Origin of the sequence: Streptomyces indicus, from assembly GCF_900100315.1 — a bacterium.
Classification (GTDB): Bacteria; Actinomycetota; Actinomycetes; order Streptomycetales; family Streptomycetaceae; genus Streptomyces; species Streptomyces indicus.
In genome coordinates this window covers 1-17,573 of record NZ_FNFF01000002.1, presented here as the reverse complement: position 1 = coordinate 17,573, position 17,573 = coordinate 1, and the positions used below count along the sequence as shown (strand labels likewise).

General features: G+C 68.4%; 14 protein-coding genes. 9 read left to right on the top strand and 5 right to left on the bottom strand.

Annotated elements, in window-relative coordinates; genetic code table 11:
• Nucleotides 1-101 precede the first annotated feature (101 nt).
• Entirely contained in the window at nt 102-335 is a 234-nt protein-coding gene (locus BLT97_RS06665; protein ID WP_093607833.1) for a DUF397 domain-containing protein, read from the top strand.
• A gap of 117 nt (nt 336-452) precedes the next feature.
• Here the strand turns inward: BLT97_RS06665 and BLT97_RS37500 are convergent, their stop codons facing one another.
• The 4 genes from BLT97_RS37500 to eccCa form a co-directional block, all read right to left on the bottom strand.
• Nucleotides 453-1,076, bottom strand: coding sequence for a hypothetical protein (locus BLT97_RS37500; RefSeq protein ID WP_143041314.1), 624 nt, complete (start codon nt 1,074-1,076; stop codon nt 453-455).
• Between the two features lie 5 nt (nt 1,077-1,081).
• Nucleotides 1,082-3,349 (bottom strand): DUF6571 family protein, encoded by a 2,268-nt coding sequence (locus tag BLT97_RS06660; RefSeq protein WP_093607832.1) that lies wholly within the window; start codon nt 3,347-3,349, stop codon nt 1,082-1,084.
• Nucleotides 3,349-3,831 (bottom strand): hypothetical protein, encoded by a 483-nt coding sequence (locus tag BLT97_RS06655; protein WP_093607831.1) that lies wholly within the window; start codon nt 3,829-3,831, stop codon nt 3,349-3,351. Before BLT97_RS06655 ends, BLT97_RS06660 begins: the two co-directional genes overlap by 1 nt.
• Nucleotides 3,832-3,973: 142 nt before the next feature.
• Nucleotides 3,974-7,939 (bottom strand): type VII secretion protein EccCa, encoded by a 3,966-nt coding sequence (gene eccCa / locus BLT97_RS06650; RefSeq protein WP_093607830.1) that lies wholly within the window; start codon nt 7,937-7,939, stop codon nt 3,974-3,976.
• A 426-nt stretch (nt 7,940-8,365) separates the two neighbouring features.
• On the opposite strand from eccCa, the gene eccD reads away from it, so the two are divergent.
• The 6 genes from eccD (at nt 8,366) to BLT97_RS06620 (ending at nt 15,528) form a co-directional block, all read left to right on the top strand.
• A complete protein-coding gene (gene eccD, locus BLT97_RS06645; protein WP_245769192.1) occupies nt 8,366-9,880 on the top strand; it encodes a type VII secretion integral membrane protein EccD in 1,515 nt (504 codons plus the stop codon).
• A 222-nt stretch (nt 9,881-10,102) separates the two neighbouring features.
• Nucleotides 10,103-10,393: a 30S ribosomal protein S15 gene (gene rpsO / locus BLT97_RS06640; RefSeq protein WP_093607828.1), complete on the top strand. Its 291-nt coding sequence runs from the start codon at nt 10,103-10,105 to the stop codon at nt 10,391-10,393.
• A gap of 267 nt (nt 10,394-10,660) precedes the next feature.
• Nucleotides 10,661-12,889 carry a polyribonucleotide nucleotidyltransferase gene (locus BLT97_RS06635; protein ID WP_093607827.1) on the top strand — a complete coding sequence of 743 codons (2,229 nt, stop codon included), beginning with the start codon at nt 10,661-10,663 and terminating at the stop codon, nt 12,887-12,889.
• Entirely contained in the window at nt 12,886-14,265 is a 1,380-nt protein-coding gene (locus BLT97_RS06630; RefSeq protein ID WP_093607826.1) for a M16 family metallopeptidase, read from the top strand. Before BLT97_RS06635 ends, BLT97_RS06630 begins: the two co-directional genes overlap by 4 nt.
• A gap of 53 nt (nt 14,266-14,318) precedes the next feature.
• On the top strand, nt 14,319-15,074 hold the full coding sequence (gene dapB, locus BLT97_RS06625; protein ID WP_093607825.1) for a 4-hydroxy-tetrahydrodipicolinate reductase: 756 nt from the start codon (nt 14,319-14,321) through the stop codon (nt 15,072-15,074).
• A 7-nt stretch (nt 15,075-15,081) separates the two neighbouring features.
• The gene (locus tag BLT97_RS06620; RefSeq protein ID WP_093607824.1) at nt 15,082-15,528 is read left to right on the top strand and encodes a hypothetical protein; all 447 of its coding nucleotides are present in this window, start codon (nt 15,082-15,084) and stop codon (nt 15,526-15,528) included.
• A gap of 104 nt (nt 15,529-15,632) precedes the next feature.
• Here the strand turns inward: BLT97_RS06620 and BLT97_RS06615 are convergent, their stop codons facing one another.
• Complete coding sequence (locus tag BLT97_RS06615) at nt 15,633-16,187, bottom strand: hypothetical protein (RefSeq protein ID WP_093607823.1); 555 nt, start codon at nt 16,185-16,187, stop codon at nt 15,633-15,635.
• 281 nt (nt 16,188-16,468) lie between these two features.
• Here BLT97_RS06615 and BLT97_RS06610 point away from each other — a divergent pair, with 281 nt between their 5' ends.
• Entirely contained in the window at nt 16,469-16,705 is a 237-nt protein-coding gene (locus BLT97_RS06610) for a hypothetical protein (protein WP_093607822.1), read from the top strand.
• 260 nt (nt 16,706-16,965) lie between these two features.
• On the top strand, nt 16,966-17,573 hold a 608-nt coding region (gene dapA, locus BLT97_RS06605), incomplete at its 3' end, for a 4-hydroxy-tetrahydrodipicolinate synthase (protein WP_093607821.1).

Here is a 17,573-nt window from a genome sequence, read left to right as displayed (position 1 = left end):
CCCCGCATGGACTGAACTTTCCCGCAATCGGCCCCTGCGGGCGGGACCGTCGCGGCAACATGACTGGCGTCACCGACAGTTCACCCGAAGGGGAGACGGGCATGGGCACCCAACAGGAGAAGGACGAGCTCTACGCACTCGACATCTCGGACGTGGAGTGGCTCTCCCCTCCGGGCACGGAGCAGTCCCCGGAACGCGTCGAAATCGCCTACTTGCCGGGCGGCGGCGTGGCGATGCGGTCCTCGATGGATCCGGACACGGTGCTGCGGTATACGGCGGCGGAGTGGCGGGCGTTTGTTCTGGGGGCCAGGGATGGGGAGTTCGACCTGACGTGACCGGCTCCGGGGCGTCGGTCACGCCAGGCTGAAACATTGCTGTTCCAGTCGGGACTCACCCCCCACTGGGTGCCGGTGCCTCGGCCGGAAGGTCTGCCTGGCCTCGCAGCCCGGTTCTCACTCCAGTGAGCCGTCGAGTTTGGCCGGTAGGTCGCACCGCGCCTGCTTGTGTGCGTAGTTGCTCGCTGCAATGGCCAGCCTTCGAAGGTTTGCCTCGTCCTCTGCACTCGAGCCCTTCATTGCCGTCGTCAGACGAACCTTCACGCTGAGGTTGTGCTGACCTCCCGGAATCTTCCCGTCAGCAACGCAAGGTACGAAGATGGCAGCCGCAAGCGGAGATTGAAAACCTCCATCGCCCGCCGCAAAGGGCGTGGTCGAGTCATCTGGAAAGTCATGATCCCTGACACTCTGGAACCATGATTTTTGGGACTCGTGCATCATCAGCTCTGCCCTGACGCTGAGAAGAAGGTCGCCGTCGCCTTCCACGAAACAGCTTGACGCGTAACTCCCATAATCTGTGCGCGGGTTGGTAGGGCCGTCCATCAGGGAGTATTTTTCGCTCGCCGGAAGAATCGAGTTCAGGGCTGCTGCGGCCTCGTTGCCAGGGCCGAGGTGCTTGCATACGTTGTCGGCGGAAATGATGCCGCGGCGCTCGAACGGCGGCCAGCCCGCTGCGTAACCGATGCCGACTGTGAGGAGCAATGCGCCTACCACTCCTCCAGCGATGTACTTCTTGTTCACCAACCCTATTCCTTCGCCTCGAGTTTGCCGGGGACTCCCTCACCATCGATGTACTTCGAGATGTTGTCCTGGGCGTTGCCGAACCCTGCCTGTGCCGCGTCGGCGATCTTTGCAGGAATGTGTTGGTTGGGATCGCCAGACGCTTTCCCTGCCTTCTCCGCCTCGCGTTCAAGCAGGGTGTAAGTGTCGTTGTGTGTAGCGTCCCAGGCCCTTCCGTTTTGGTAGAGGACCTCACCAGTGCTGTCCTGTTTTGCGCCGTCAGTGATTGAACTGATGATCTCGCCAACTGCCGTACTGGCTACGTCCGCGGCGATGATGGCGCCAGGACCTGCTGTGGGAGCGACGAGGAATCCGATACCCGTGCCGGCGAGAGCTCCGCCCCAAGTGCTGGCGGAGTCCAGAGCTGCATTGTATTTTGCATCGGATTCGCCACCCTGGAGTTCGGCCTCATATGCTCTTCCGGAGCTGATGATTCCCTGAATTTCTCCAGCGGTTTCACCTGTAGTGAGCGATGCGGTGAGGCCTCGATCTCCATCGAGGAAAGCGTCGGGATTCTCTGCGTGGTAATGCAGAAGGTTGGTCGTGTAATTATGCTGACCCAGGTTCACCGCTGCGTATCCTTCGGGGTTGCGTCCCAGGGCATGCAGCAACTTCGTCGTGTCGCTCTCGGCAAGCGTGGCGCGCTCTCCCTGTGCGGTGAATGTTTTGTCCCCGTTCTCGCCAGGATTCAGGGCGGCGTGAACGTCCGGCATGTATTCCGCAGTGATCTTTCCTAGGCTGTCGGACATGTACCCATGCTCAAGTAGGCGGTTCTGGTCTCGCCCGACGGACTTGACGATCTCCTCAAAGAGATCTGCCTGCTGCCTGGTGTGGATTACAGTGTCCGGGGAGGGGGCACCAGGGGGATGTCCAGTAGTGGCCGCTTCGAGCGCGTGCCCCAACGCGTTCTTTCCAGCGACACTCTTCTCGCCATCGTCGGTGTAATCCTGAGGCCAGTCCCGCTCCTCGAAGAGGTACTGGAAGTTGGTGAGCCCGACCTTGCCCTTGTGGGTATTGGCGTCGTCCGTGTCACGAAGGAACTCATGGTCCTCATCTTTCGTGACAAAAGTGTCACCGAAGAATTCCGTGGCCGCCGCAGGGCTGTTCGCCAATGCCTTCATGAAGCCGGTCATCGGGTCGGAACCCGAATCCGACCCGGTCCGGTTCAGCAGAGTGAAGGGACCCGTGGGCTCCCAAGCGAGGGGCGCGTGCCGCCCGTTGTCTGTGAGCTGCTTCTCCATCTTGATCAGCTCGTTGCCGTAGCTGTTGAGGAACTTGTCGTCATAGTCCCCCCAGCGCATGAGGTTACTCATGACCTGGAAGCCGTGGGGGCCACCGATGCCACCGATCTGCTGGTTGCCGAGTTTCGTCATGTTGGACGTCCACTCGCGCATTTCAGGAGTATCCGCTTGCGTCGCAGCTGCCAGTGTCAGGCTCAGGTTCTTCTGTAGTTCATCGAATTGGTCGGTCTTGTCGCGCAGTTCATAGGCGACGCCATGACCGTTGATTCCTGCCCAGAACTCGAGAGTTCCCTTGGCGCCGAGCCTCCCGGCGAAGCTTTCCGAGAAGAGCGGGTCACCAGCGTGGTCCTTGAACCCCTTGTTCAGCGCGTCGAAGTCCTTGGCCGTCAGGTCCTCGGGCTTCTTCTTTGCAAGGGCCGCGAGGCGCTCCGCGTCCTTCAACGCGTCTGCGGCAGAGTCCCGGTCCTTGTACTTGGCGTCGGAGAACCCGTGCTTGCTCAGGTCGGCCAGGGCCTTGAGGACCTTGGCCGCCGAACTGTCCGACTCCGTGGCCTTCTCAAGGATCCCCTGGATCTCCTCGACGATGGCGTCGACCGTCGCCTTCGCGTCCTTCGGTTCGGGGTCGGCGTTCATCTGCGCCTTGAAGCCGCCGCCGGATGTGCCGGTGACGCTGACCTTTTTGCCGACGGCCCGCTCCACCGCATCGTTCAGCTTCTTCTTGTAATCCTTGAGCTCATCCCGAGTGTCCTGAAGGATCTTCCAGATGCTCTCCGCCTGAGTGTGCGCATCACCGAATTCCCCGGCGGTCTTTCCGACGAACTCGCGGTTCACCGAGGCGCTGACGCCCTTCCAGTTCGCCTTGCGTGAGTCCTTCAGCAGGCCGTCGTTCGCGTCCTTCTCCAGGTCCTTGAGGTTGTCGACCATCTTCGACCAGTCGGAAACCGCGTCGTCGAGCAGCGAGAAGTTGGCGTGGCGCAGGTCGTCGAAGTTCATCAGCTGTCCGCCTTGTTCTTCTTGTCGGCAGCAGCCCAGTTCTCGTCGAAGCCCGCGTCGAGGGTGGCGATGGCACTCATCTGACGCCGGATGTAGTCGTCGTCGTCGCGGGTCTGCTTCGTGACGATCGCCAAGTGGTTGTTGATGTGGGCGCACGCGTCCATGAGGGACCGCAGTTGGCTCTCCCAACGGTTCGACACGTGCTGCAAAGCGGCGCCCAGCGCAAATCCTTGTGAGGTCAGGTTCCCGGCTGCTTTGTCGCTCGACGGCACGGCGACCCGCGCTTCGTTCCACAACCGGTCGTACAACTTGTGTGCGCTGTTGCCGATCTTGGCCAGGTCTTGCTGGCCGACGACGAGGTCGCCGAAAGAGGACCCATCGGGGCCGGGAGGCGGGTCGTCGAGCTGATTCAGTTGCATCTGCCCACCCCCCTGCCGTTCAGCCGCCTGCGACTTCAGCCGTTCCCACTCGTCCCACGCCATCCGGCGCACTCCCTTCCCCCGTCGACGTCCCCGGCATCAAACCGGAGTGATGCAATCCAGATCAACCTCATGACGGGCCGTCGGCGCAGACAAGACCATGTGGCCTCGCCCACGCACGGCCCCTACTCACCCACAAACTTCCCTACTCACCCACAAACCCCGTCTGCACCAACGGATTCCCCCGCCGCCGCGACACGAAGACCCCCCGCCCCGTGGGCATCGGCCGCGGCCGGACCCCGCCGAAGATGTCGCCCTCGTTCGGGTCGCCGGACAGGATGACGCCCTGGGCGCCCAGCTCCATGATTCGCTGCATGAAGGGCTCGTACGAGGCGCGGCCCGCCCCCGCCGTGTTGCGGGCGATGATGAAGCGGATGCCCACGTCGCGGGCGAACGGGAGTTGTTCCGTGAGCTTCGCGAGCGGGTTGCCCGAGGAGGTCGAGACCAGGTCGTAGTCATCGACGACCACGAACACCTCCGGGCCCGACCACCAGCTGCGGTCCCGCAGTTGCTGTGCGGTGACCTCCGAGGACGGGGTGCGGCGCTGCATCAGGTCCGCGAGGGCGTCCACGTGGTGGTCCATCGCGTTGGACATCGGGACGTACTCGGCGAGGTGCGAGGCCGGGGTCACGTCCAGCAGGGCGCGGCGGTTGTCGATGACGAAGAACTTCGCCGTATTGCCGTCGTAGCGGCGGGAGATCTGCGAGATGAGGAGTCGCAGCAGGTTCGACTTGCCCGATTCGCTTTCGCCGAAGACCAGGAAGAACGGGTCGCGGTCGAAGTCGACGAAGACCGGTTCGAGGTTGTTCTCATCGATGGCGAAGGAGACGCCCAGCTCGGGGCGGGCCTCACCGCCGGGCAGCGAGGAGGCCGGCAGCTCGCGCGGCAGCAGGCGGACGGCGGGCGCCGGCGGCGCCGTCCAGTGCCGGGACACCTCCTGGTTCATCGCCGTCGTCGCCTCCGACAGGTCGCTGTCGGAGTTGATGCCGTCGATGCGCGGCACCGCGGCCATGAAATGGAGCTTCTCGGGGGTCATGCCCCGGCCGGGCACCCCGGCGGGCACGTTCGCCGCGACCTTGCGGTCGAGCTCCGAGTCCATGGTGTCGCCGAGCCGCAGCTCCAGGCGGTTCATGAGGTGGTCCTTGAGGTTCGACCTGACCTCCATGGAGCGCGAGGCCGTCAGGATCACGTGGATGCCGTAGCCGAGGCCGCGGGCCGCGATCTCCAGGACGATCGGGTCGAGATTCTCGTACTCCGAGCGGAAGTTGCCCCAGCCGTCGATGACCAGGAAGACATCGCCCCACGGCTGATCCGCGACGGAGATGTCCCCGCGGGCGCGCAGCCGCCGGTACGTGGCGATCGAGTCGATGCCCGCGGTACGGAAGTACTCCTCGCGGCGGGCCATGATCCCGTAGACCTCGGCCACGGTGCGCCGCACCCGCTCGGGGTCGAGCCGGGAGGCGACCCCGCCCACGTGCGGCAGGCCCGCGACGGAGGACATGCCGCCACCGCCGAAGTCGAGCCCGTAGAACTGCACTTCGTGCGGGGTGTGCGTGAGCGCGAACGCCGAGATCAGCGTGCGCAGGAAAGTGGACTTGCCGGACTGCGGACCGCCGACGATCTGCATATGGCCCGCCGCGCCGGAGAAGTCACGGTAGAGGGTGTCGCGGCGCTGTTCGAAGGGCTTGTCGACCACGCCGAGCGGGACGACGAGGCGGCCTGCGCCCTCGTAGCCCGGAACGGTGAGCCCGCGGCCCTCGACCGACGTGAGGCCGGGCAGGAGCTCGTCCAGCGACGGCGGGTTGTCCAGCGGCGGCAGCCACACCTGGTGCGCCGCGACGCCGCGGCCCTCGAGCCGCCGCACGATCACGTCGAGCACGGAGTCGGCGAGCGCGTCGTCGTCCGCCGACGTACGCGAGGGCGGGACGACGGCGGCCGGATCCGGCGCCACGTACTGCACCGGCACGTGTGCCGCCGTGAAGGCGACCGGTCGCCGGTCCACCGGCAGCGGCCCGCCCGGGACCGCCTGCTGGGTCCCGGTGCGGTACGTCCCGGACACGTACGCGGCCTTGAAGCGCACCATCTCGTCGGTGCCGTACTTCAGGTAGCCGGAGCCGGGCACGTTCGGCAGCGTGTACGCGTCGGGCACGCCGATGGCCGCCCGCGACTCGGCGGCCGAGAAGGTCCGCAGACCCACGCGGTACGAGAGGTAGGTCTCCAGTCCGCGCAGGCGGCCCTCCTCCAGGCGCTGCGAGGCGAGGAGCAGGTGCACGCCGAGCGAACGGCCGATGCGTCCGATCTGCACGAACATCTCGATGAAGTCCGGCTTCGCCGTCAACAGCTCGCTGAACTCGTCGATCACGAGAACGAGTGAAGGAATCGGCTGCAGCGGCGCACCCGCGGCGCGCGCCTTCTCGTAGTCGTGGATGTTCGCGTAGTTGCCGGCGTCGCGGAGCATCTCCTGGCGGCGGTTGAGCTCGCCGCGGATCGAGTCGCCCATGCGGTCGACCAGCGTCAGGTCGTCCGCGAGGTTCGTGATCACCGCGGCCACGTGCGGCATTTGGGACATTCCGGCGAAGGTGGCGCCGCCCTTGAAGTCCGCGAGGACGAAGTTCAGGGTCTCGGAGGAGTGCGTGACCGCAAGGCCGAGGACGAGCGTGCGCAGCAGCTCCGACTTTCCGGAACCGGTCGCGCCCACGCACAGACCGTGCGGGCCCATGCCCTCCTGCGCCGCCTCCTTGAGGTCGAGCATGACGGGCGTCCCGTCCTCGCCCACACCGATCGGCACCCGCAGCCGTTCCGCCTGCGCCCGCGGCCGCCAGGTACGCGAGACGTCCACCGAGGCCGCGTCTCCGAGGTTCAGCAGGTCAGTGAACTCCAGGTTGGCGAGCAGCGGTTCGTCGTCGTCACCGCCGGAGGCCATGCGCAGCGGCGCGAGCTGGCGGGCGAGGGCCTCGGCGGCCGGGTACGAGAGGACGTCGGGCGTTCCGTCGTAGACGAGGCCGTGGCCGGACTCGAGCTGCAGCTTGTCGCGGTCCACCGTGACGGACAGCCCGCCGCGCGCACCGTGGTGCTCACCGGGGACGACCTCGATGACCGTGACACCTTGCAGGCCCTCGGGCGCGGCCAGCGGCGACAGCGGCGGCAGGCCCTCGCCGTCGAGGACGACGACGATGTGCGGCTGGTCGAGCAGGGGAGTGCCGTTCGCCTGGAAGCGCGGGCGCCCGTCGAGCCGGCCGCCGAGCAGCTCCTCCAGCTCGGCCGGATCCGTGGTGATCATGCGGCGGCTGCCCGCACCGTCGGGCGCCCCGCCGGACTGCACATGCGGCAGCCACTTCGTCCACTCCCAGTGCGCGGCCGTGTCTCGCCGCGCGGCCACCGCGATCAGCAGGTCGTCGGGGGAGTGCAGGGAGGCCAGCGAGCCGACCATCGCGCGCACGGAGCCGCGTACCGCCTCCGTCTCGCCGCTGACCGTCACGTGGTAGAAGGCGCGCAGCGACACCGCCATGGGCAGATCGTCGAGCGTGCTGTGCGTGTGCAGGAACTGCTGCATCGCACCCGCCGTCAGCGGCTCCAGCTCGTCGACCGGCGCCGTCTCGGGGGCCACCAGCGGGGTCGAGAGCTGCTGCGGGCCGAGGCCGATGCGCACCTGGCCGAAGTCGCCGTCGCCGACGCGCCGCTCCCACACCCGGCTGCCCTCGGCGACCAGCGCCCACAGCTGCTCGGGGGCGGGGTGCAGATAGAACTGCGCGTCGCGCTGGAGCCGCGCCGTGCGCTGCACGCTGCGGCGGGTCTGCGCGAGGTAACGGAGGTAGTCGCGGCGCATATCGGCCAGTTGCCCCTGCGTACCGCGTCGGTAGCGGACCAGCATCGCGATCGCCATCGCGATCGTCGAGGCGATCATCACCATGCCCATGATCCGCATGATCGGATTCGGCGTCATGAAGAAGAAGACGACAGATCCGCCCATACCGAGCATCGGCAGGAGCTGCATCAGCGCGCCCTCCTGCTGACCGCGCGGCAGCTCCGGCGGAGGCTGCAACTGCACCTGCTCACCAGGCACTTCGGTGGGCAGAGCGCGCGGCGGGCGCTTGACGACGATCTGGCTCACAGCTCACCAATTCCCTTGCCGGACGGAAATGTTCCTCTCGGCGCCCCCGTGGCGACAGGGACCGTCCGCGGGGGGTGATCCTACTTGCGTACCACGGGACGCAAGGGCGGTAGGGTGTCGCGGGATACGGATGAGGTAAGCACCGGAGGACGTCCTGCGGTAGTACGCAGCCGCGAACCAGCGCAAAATTCAGGGGCTTTACGGAACCTGCTGCGAAGGTCCGCAACAGCACTACTTGACGGGCATTTCTCCCTCTTCGCGAATCTCGCCGATTTCACGAAACGTCCACGCATCGGCACGGCACGCACCGGGCGTCAGCCTCGCGTGCCGCGCCTCGCACGACGAGCACGAAGAGCGCCATCAGCACGACGAGCGCCACGAGCACCACAAGCCTCATCGAGCCTCATGCACAAAGGGGGAGCTGCAGTGAGTACGACCGTCCAAGCGCCGGCTTCGGGCGCGGCGGGCCACCCCGGCCCGGGAACGCCGGCCGCCGGCGGCACCGGCTTCTGCCGCGTCACGGTCGTGGCCCCCGACAGCCGCGTCGACGTCGCCCTGCCCGACGACATCCCGGTCGCGGACCTCTACCCCGAGATCCTGCGCCTGTCCGGACAGAGCCCCGCGCCCGGCGCCCCCGTCGGCTACCACCTCGTGCGCCGCGACGGCACCGTCCTCGACAGCGCCGGCTCGCTCGCGGCCCAGCGCATCCTCGACGGCGAGCTGCTCTCGCTGCGCCCCTTCGCCGACTCCCTGCCGCCGGCCGTCTTCGACGACGTCTCGGACGCGGTGGCCTCGGCCGTGGCCAAGGACCGCACCCTGTGGTCCGACGGCCTGATGCGCGGTGCGGGCCTCTTCGGCGGCTCCGTGCTCCTCGTCCTGCTCGCCTTCGTCCTGTGGACCTCGGGCCTCGGCCACGACATGCACGGCCTGCCGGGCATCCTGGCCGCCGTCGCGGGCGTCGCGCTCCTCGCCCTGTCGTGCGTACGGGCCCGGGTGTACGACGACCGCGCCTCGACCGTCGCCTTCGGCGTGGGAGCGCTGGCCAACGCGGCCGTGGCCGGATCCGGGCTGCTGCCCACGGCCGAGGGCCAGGGCGTCGGACGGCTCCAGTTCCTGCTGGCCTGCGCCGCCGTACTCCTCTTCTCCGTGATCCTGATGATCGTGACGCCGAGCGGCGACGGCCCCTTCGTGGCCTTCGTCTTCGCCTCCACGGTCGGCCTGCTCGTCACCTTCGTGGCCATCCTCACCGGGCTCGAGCCCATCGAGTCCGCCGCGGCCTGCTCTCCGCTCGCCGTCGGCGTCCTCGCCTTCCTGCCCGGCCTCTCGGCCCGCTTCGCCCGCCTGCCCATCGGCTTCGAGCCGCCGCGTACGACCGTCGGTGACTACGGAAACGGTGATGACCGCACCCCGCAGGGGCCCGTCGACGCCGAGCGCATCGCCGCCCAGGCCCGCCGCGGCCACGAGCTGCTCGTCGGTCTGGTCGGCGGCTGCGCCCTGGTCGCCGTGATCGCGGCCGGCGTGCTGGGCTTCTCGGACAACGTCTGGGGCCAGCTGCTCGCCTTCGCCACCGGCGTCGCGCTTCTGATGCGCGCCCATCTGTTCCGCTACACCGCCCAGGTCGGCTGTGCGCTCGCCGCGGGCCTCGCCGCCCTGGTCCTGCTGGGCCTCGGCCTCGCCCTGAACCCGCCGCTCGAGCTCTGGCGCGAAGCCCTGCGGGGCGACGGCACGGCCCTGGACATCCGGATGATCTGGCTCACCGCGGCGATCGCCCTGTGTGCGGCGCTCATCACGGCCATCGGCCTGATCGTCCCCACCAAGGGCGTCACCCCGTTCTGGGGCCGCTTCCTGGAGATCGCCGAGTCGATGGTCCTCCTGACCCTGCTCCCGCTCTGCCTCGCGGTCTTCGACGTGTACCACTCGATTCGCGCGCTGACGTCCTGACCTGGGCACCTGCCCGCACCCTGGCGGGGCACCGGGTGGTCGGGCGCGCCACGCCCGGCTGGTACGCTGTGTAACGGCCGTTTGTGTACGCATCCCCGGACCCGCTCGAAAGAAGCGCCTGGGGCTCGCGCCCAGCGGATCCCCGCCTCCCGAGTCACGGAAGCTCCCCTGAGATGTAGACCAGGGGCACTCGGTGGCAATCACTGACTAAGAGGAGTTCGAGTGTCCCTCGACACCGCCACGAAGAAGCAGATCATGGCCGAGTTCGCCACCAAGGAGGGTGACACCGGCTCCCCCGAGGTCCAGGTCGCCATGCTCTCGCGTCGCATCTCCGACCTGACCGAGCACCTCAAGACCCACAAGCACGACCACCACTCCCGTCGTGGTCTGCTGATCCTGGTCGGCCAGCGTCGCCGCCTTCTGCAGTACCTGGCCAAGAAGGACATCCAGCGCTTCCGTACGCTGGTCGACCGTCTCGGCATCCGCCGCGGTGCGGCCGGCGGCGCCAAGTAAGACGCCGTAGAGGGAGCGGTTCCCACTCTTAGGGGGCCGCTCCCTTTGCTGTACGTGCGGAGTGTCACCCCGGCTTTGTAGTCTGGTCGCACAACGCATTCACGGAAGAGCGGCGCCACCGAGCCGCCGCCGGTCCTCGGTAGTGGCCCCCGGGATCACCCCGGGTGCTTCGATCGAAGACCGGCCCGCACGCAAGGCGCGCTCCTCCGTACCGTTCCCTGGCCACACGGGCCGGGGGACGCAGACGATACGTAGGAGAATTCGCTAGTGGAGAACGAGACCCACTACGCCGAGGCCGTCATCGACAACGGCACGTTCGGCACCCGCACCATCCGCTTCGAGACGGGCCGCCTGGCCAAGCAGGCCGCCGGCTCCGCCGTCGCGTACCTGGACGACGACACGATGGTCCTCTCGGCCACGACCGCGTCCAAGCGCCCCAAGGACCAGCTCGACTTCTTCCCCCTGACGGTGGACGTCGAGGAGCGGATGTACGCAGCCGGCAAGATCCCCGGCTCCTTCTTCCGCCGTGAGGGCCGGCCCTCCGAGGACGCGATCCTCACCTGCCGCCTCATCGACCGTCCGCTGCGCCCGTCCTTCAAGAAGGGCCTGCGCAACGAGATCCAGATCGTCGAGACGATCATGGCGCTCAACCCCGACCACCTGTACGACGTGGTCGCGATCAATGCCGCCTCCTGCTCCACGCAGCTGGCCGGCCTGCCCTTCTCCGGCCCGATCGGCGGCACCCGTGTCGCGCTGATCAAGGGCCAGTGGGTCGCGTTCCCGACGCACACCGAACTCGAGGACGCCGTCTTCGACATGGTGGTCGCCGGTCGCGTCCTGCCGGACGGCGACGTCGCGATCATGATGGTCGAGGCCGAGGCCACCGAGAAGACCATCGAGCTCGTCAAGGGCGGCGCCCAGGCGCCGACCGAGGAGGTCGTGGCCGCCGGCCTCGAGGCCGCGAAGCCCTTCATCAAGGTCCTGTGCAAGGCCCAGTCGGAGCTCGCCGCCAAGGCCGCCAAGCCGGAGGGCGAGTTCCCGATCTTCCTCGACTACGAGGACGACGTGTTCGAGGCCCTGACCGCCGCGGTCAAGACCGAGCTCTCCCAGGCGCTGACCATCGCCGGCAAGCAGGAGCGCGAGGCCGAGCTGGACCGCGTCAAGGCGCTGGCCGGCGAGAAGCTCCTGCCGGAGTTCGAGGGCCGCGAGAAGGAGATCTCCGCCGCGTACCGCTCGCTGACCAAGTCCCTGGTCCGTGAGCGCGTCATCAAGGACAAGGTCCGCATCGACGGCCGTGGCCTGACCGACATCCGTACGCTCGCGGCCGAGGTCGAGGCCATCCCGCGCGTGCACGGCTCGGCGCTGTTCGAGCGTGGCGAGACCCAGATCCTGGGCGTCACCACCCTCAACATGCTCCGCATGGAGCAGCAGCTGGACACCCTTTCCCCGGTGACCCGCAAGCGCTACATGCACAACTACAACTTCCCGCCGTACTCCACCGGTGAGACCGGCCGCGTCGGCTCCCCGAAGCGCCGCGAGATCGGCCACGGCGCCCTCGCCGAGCGCGCGCTCGTGCCGGTGCTCCCGACGCGCGAGGAGTTCCCGTACGCGATCCGCCAGGTGTCCGAGGCCCTCGGCTCCAACGGTTCGACGTCCATGGGCTCCGTCTGCGCCTCCACCATGTCGCTGCTCAACGCCGGTGTGCCCCTGAAGGCCCCGGTCGCCGGTATCGCCATGGGCCTGATCTCCCAGGAGATCGAGGGCGAGACGCACTACGTCACGCTCACCGACATCCTCGGTGCGGAAGACGCCTTCGGCGACATGGACTTCAAGGTCGCCGGCACGAAGGAGTTCGTGACCGCCCTCCAGCTCGACACCAAGCTGGACGGCATCCCGGCCTCCGTCCTGGCCGCGGCTCTCAAGCAGGCCCGCGACGCCCGTCTGCACATCCTCGACGTGATGATGGAGGCGATCGACGTTCCGGACGAGATGTCCCCGAACGCGCCGCGCATCATCACCGTCAAGATCCCGGTGGACAAGATCGGTGAGGTCATCGGCCCCAAGGGCAAGATGATCAACCAGATCCAGGAGGACACCGGCGCCGACATCACGATCGAGGACGACGGCACCATCTACATCGGTGCTGTCGACGGCCCCTCCGCCGAGGCCGCCCGCGCCACGATCAACGGCATCGCCAACCCGACCATGCCGGAGGTCGGCGAGCGCTACCTGGGCACCGTCGTGAAGACGACGACCTTCGGCGCGTTCGTCTCGCTGCTCCCGGGCAAGGACGGTCTGCTGCACATCTCGCAGATCCGCAAGCTCGCCGGCGGCAAGCGCGTGGAGAACGTCGAGGACGTCCTCGGTGTGGGCCAGAAGGTCCAGGTCGAGATCGCCGAGATCGACTCCCGCGGCAAGCTCTCCCTGATCCCCGTGATCGAGGGCGAAGAGGGCGACGAGGCTGCTGCTGACAAGAAGGACGACGCCGACAAGTGACGTCCCGTAGCACCGCGGCGACGGCCCGTACCTCCTCGGAGGTGCGGGCCGTCGCCCGTACCCAAACGCTTCTCAAGGGCGAGAACGGCATCGGCACCGTCCGCCGCACCGTCCTGCCGGGCGGCCTGCGCGTGGTCACCGAGACCCTGCCGTCCGTACGCTCGGCGACCTTCGGCATCTGGGCGCACGTCGGCTCCCGCGACGAGACCCCGGCCCTGAACGGGGCGACGCACTACCTGGAGCACCTGCTCTTCAAGGGCACCAAGCGCCGCACCGCACTCGACATCTCCGCCGCGATCGACGCGGTCGGCGGCGAGATGAACGCGTTCACGGCCAAGGAGTACACCTGCTACTACGCGCGGGTGCTCGACACGGACCTGCCGCTCGCCATCGACGTGGTGTGCGACATGCTCACCGGCTCGCTCATCGAGCAGGCCGACGTGGACGCCGAACGCAACGTGATCCTCGAAGAGATCGCGATGACCGAGGACGACGCCGGCGACTGCGTGCACGACCTGTTCGCGCACACGATGCTCGGCGACACCCCGCTGGGCCGCCCGGTCCTCGGCACGGTCGACACGATCAACGCGCTGGACGCGACCCGGATCCGCCGCTTCTACAAGAAGCACTACGACCCGCGCCACCTGGTGGTCGCCGCCGCCGGAAACGTGGACCACGCCAAGGTCGTACGCCAGGTCCGCGCCGCCTTCGAGAAGGCCGGCGCGCTCCGGGCCACGGACGCCCGGCCGATCGCCCCGCGCGACGGCCACCGCACCCTGCGCACCGCAGGCAAGGTCGAGCTCATCGAGCGCTCCACCGAGCAGGCCCACGTCGTCCTCGGCATGCCGGGCCTGGCCCGCACCGACGACCGGCGCTGGGCGCTCAGCGTGCTCAACACCGCGCTCGGCGGCGGCATGTCCTCGCGCCTCTTCCAGGAGGTGCGGGAGAAGCGCGGCCTGGCGTACACGGTCTACTCGTACACCTCGGGCTTCGCCGACTGCGGCCTGTTCGGCGTGTACGCGGGCTGCCGTCCGAACCAGGTCCACGACGTCCTGAAGATCTGCCGCGACGAGCTCGACCAGGTCGCCCAGCACGGTCTCACCGACGAGGAGATCTCCCGCGCGATCGGCCAGCTCTCCGGCTCCACGGTCCTCGGCCTGGAGGACACCGGTGCGCTCATGAACCGGATCGGCAAGAGCGAGCTGTGCTGGGGCACCCACATGTCGGTGGACGACATGCTGGCCCGTATCTCCGCGGTCACCCCCGACGACGTACGGGAGGTGGCACGCGAGATCCTGGGACAGCGGCCCTCGCTGTCGGTGATCGGCCCGCTGAAGAACCGCCAGGCGGCCCGACTGCACGAGACGGTCGCCTGAGCCCACGGCTCCAGGTTCGTTTCGTCGCCCAACTCCCGTAAGGAATCAAGTAGATGAGCAAGCTGCGTGTGGCGGTCCTCGGCGCGAAGGGCCGCATCGGCTCCGAGGCCGTACGCGCCGTCGAAGCCGCCGAGGACATGGAGCTCGTGGCGGCGCTCGACCGCGACGACTCCATCGAGGCGCTCACGGAGACCGGCGCCCAGGTCGCCATCGACCTGACGCACCCGGACGCGGTGCTCGGCAACCTCGAGTACTGCACGGCGCACGGCATCCACGCCGTCGTCGGCACCACCGGCTGGACCGACGAGCGCCTCGCGCAGGTGACGGACTGGCTGGCGAAGTCCCCGGCGACCGGCATCCTGATCGCCCCGAACTTCTCCATCGGCGCGGTCCTCACGATGCAGTTCGCACAAGCGGCGGCCCGCTTCTTCGAGTCCGTCGAGGTCATCGAGCTGCACCACCCCAACAAGGCGGACGCCCCCTCGGGCACCGCACACCGCACCGCCCAGCTGATCGCGGCGGCCCGGGAGAAGGCAGGCTGCGCCCCGCAGCCCGACGCCACTTCCACGGCCCTCGACGGCGCCCGCGGCGCGGACGTGGACGGCGTCCCGGTGCACTCGGTCCGCCTGCGCGGTCTGCTCGCGCACCAGGAGGTGCTGCTCGGCGGGGAGGGCGAGACGCTCACGATCCGCCACGACTCGCTGCACCACAAGTCGTTCATGCCGGGCATCCTGCTCGGTGTGCGCCGCGTGGTGGACACCCCGGGCCTCACCTTCGGCCTGGAGCACTTCTTGGACCTGGGCAACTGACGGACCGATGCGCGCAAAGGTCACCTATTTCGCCCTGGCCGCCGCCCTGGTCGTGTACTTCGTCCTGGTCGGCAGCCGCGGGATCCTGCTCATACAGCAGGGCACGCTGCTCACCGTCACGTTCGGTGTGGCGGTGCTCGTGCTGCCGCTCATCGGCCTGTGGTTCCTCTGGAAGACGACCCAATTCGCCCGCAAGGCAGGGAAGTTGGCCGCGGAGCTGGAAGCCGAGGGCGGGCTCCCGGTCGACGAGCTGAAGCGGCTGCCCAGCGGCCGTATCGACCGCGACTCGGCCGACGAGGTCTTCGCCCGGCGCCGCGCGGAGACCGAGGACGCGCCGGACGACTGGCGCTGCTGGTTCCGGCTCGCCGTCGCCTACCACGACGCCCGCGACACCCCGCGCGCCCGCAAGGCGATGCAGCGGGCGATCGCCCTGCACGAGCGACGACCGGCCTGACCGGTCGGCAAGCATGAGAGAACCCCGCCAGGCTCCGGCCCGGCGGGGTTCTTTCACATCTGTCCGAAAATCAGCGGCGCCGACTCAGCGGCGGGCCAAGGTCCTCAGCGGCCCGAGCGGTACTCGTCCGCCCACGCCTCCACGGTGTCGGCGGCCCGGTCGAACGCCTCGGGCCGGCCGAGGAAGTCCGCGTTGTGCGAGGTCATCAGCGGGTCGGTGAGCGGCTTGCCGACGCCCTGCACCAGCACCACGGCCTGCCCCTGCACGGTCCGCGGCAGCCCGAGCCAGCGCACCGGCTGCTGCGTGGTGCGGACGGCGGTGACCTCGGCCCAGGGCGCGGTCCGCGTGGTGAAGAAGCCGACCCGGCGTACCCCGCGGGCGCTCACCCAGGTGCCGACGCGCAGCAGCCGGAGCGCGGCGACGATCACCAGAAGCGCGCCGCCCGCGCACACGGCACCGCTGGACGGCCCGTCCGCGAGCGCGATGATCATCGCTGCGAGCAGCATGTACGAGGCCAGGAGCAGCAGGAGCGCGGCGGCACCGACGCGCCAGGGGCCGGGCCGGTAGGGCCGCCGCCACTGGTCACGGTCGTCGTACGGCAGCGCGACGTCGTCCGCCTGGTCGAATGCGCGGTCGGCCGTCAGGAAGGCTAGGGGCACGACGTAATCCTCACTCAAGCCCGCTCAAAGGTTTGCTCGGTGAGGCTACCCAGGCATGTCGCGGGCGACCAGTCCCGGGGGGCCAAGGGGAGTCGCGCCGCGCCGTTCAGGCTAGGCGGGCGCCTGCGGGGTACGTGTGCGTCAAGTGGGGCGGCTGCCGCCGGGTGCGTGTGCGCTCTTCGATGAAATTTCCGTTTACGGGGCACCTTTGGGCGGTTCTACGCGTCTGTATGGGTACGAGACCACAGAAGCCACGAGTGACCCGAGGAGAAGCGCCCACCATGTTCCGTCGGCGAGAGCCCGTTCCGTTCGCCTTCATCGCCGAAGCCGACAAGTTCCGCAGCAATGTCACCCCGCCGCCCAAGGAGCGCCCGACCGCGGGCCAGATAGCCGGTCGCACCCTGGTGGGCCTCACCGTCGTCGCCGGTCTGGTGGGCGCTCTGCTGTTCGGCATGCCCGCCCTGTCGCCCGACACCTCTCCGGCCCAGACGCAGCACTCGGAAGCCGCCGACCGCTGACGTCCTGCCGGATGGGCCCGGTTACCGGGGCCGGGCGCACATTTCCGTAACCGTGAGTGATCTTGCGTCCTCGCCCGAACCTCCTTGCGAAGTGTCCGTATTGCGGCATTTCGGGAAGTTCATCTAGCCTGATCAAACGGACCCGGCACTGCTTGAACCCCCGAGCAGGCAGTGCCGGGCTCCTTCTGTCACGCCCTGTGACGCCCCGCCGCCTCCCCCGAGGGGCGACCACGCACTGAGCAGCGAGTAGCGTGTTACCCATGGCTCCGATCTCGACTCCGCAGACCCCCTTCGGGCGGGTCCTCACCGCCATGGTCACGCCCTTCACGGCGGACGGCGCTCTCGACCTCGACGGCGCACAGCGGCTCGCCGCCCATCTGGTGGACGCAGGCAACGACGGCCTGATCATCAACGGCACCACCGGCGAGTCCCCGACCACCAGCGACGCGGAGAAAGCGGATCTCGTACGGGCCGTACTCGAGGCGGTCGGCGACCGCGCCCACATCGTCGCCGGCGTCGGCACCAACGACACGCACCACAGCATCGAGCTGGCCCGCGCCGCCGAAAAGGCAGGCGCACACGGCCTGTTGACGGTCACGCCGTACTACAACAAGCCGCCGCAGGAAGGCCTCTTCCGGCACTTCTCCGCCATCGCCGACAGCACCGAGTTGCCGGTGATGCTCTACGACATCCCCGGCCGCAGCGGCGTCCCGATCTCCACCGAGACGATCGTGCGCCTCGCCGAGCACCCGCGGATCGTCGCCAACAAGGACGCCAAGGGTGACCTCGGCCGCGCCAGCTGGGCCATCACCCGCTCCGGCCTCGCCTGGTACTCGGGCGACGACATGCTCAACCTGCCGCTGCTCTC

Excerpts from the sequence above, each read along its gene's own strand:
- BLT97_RS06655 (WP_093607831.1), bottom strand. The coding sequence starts at position 3,831 with ATGGCGTGGGACGAGTGGGAACGGCTGAAGTCGCAGGCGGCTGAACGG.
- BLT97_RS06665 (WP_093607833.1), top strand. The coding sequence starts at position 102 with ATGGGCACCCAACAGGAGAAGGACGAGCTCTACGCACTCGACATCTCG.
- BLT97_RS06660 (WP_093607832.1), bottom strand. The coding sequence starts at position 3,349 with ATGAACTTCGACGACCTGCGCCACGCCAACTTCTCGCTGCTCGACGAC.
- dapB (WP_093607825.1), top strand. The coding sequence starts at position 14,319 with ATGAGCAAGCTGCGTGTGGCGGTCCTCGGCGCGAAGGGCCGCATCGGC.
- BLT97_RS06610 (WP_093607822.1), top strand. The coding sequence starts at position 16,469 with ATGTTCCGTCGGCGAGAGCCCGTTCCGTTCGCCTTCATCGCCGAAGCC.
- BLT97_RS06620 (WP_093607824.1), top strand. The coding sequence starts at position 15,082 with ATGCGCGCAAAGGTCACCTATTTCGCCCTGGCCGCCGCCCTGGTCGTG.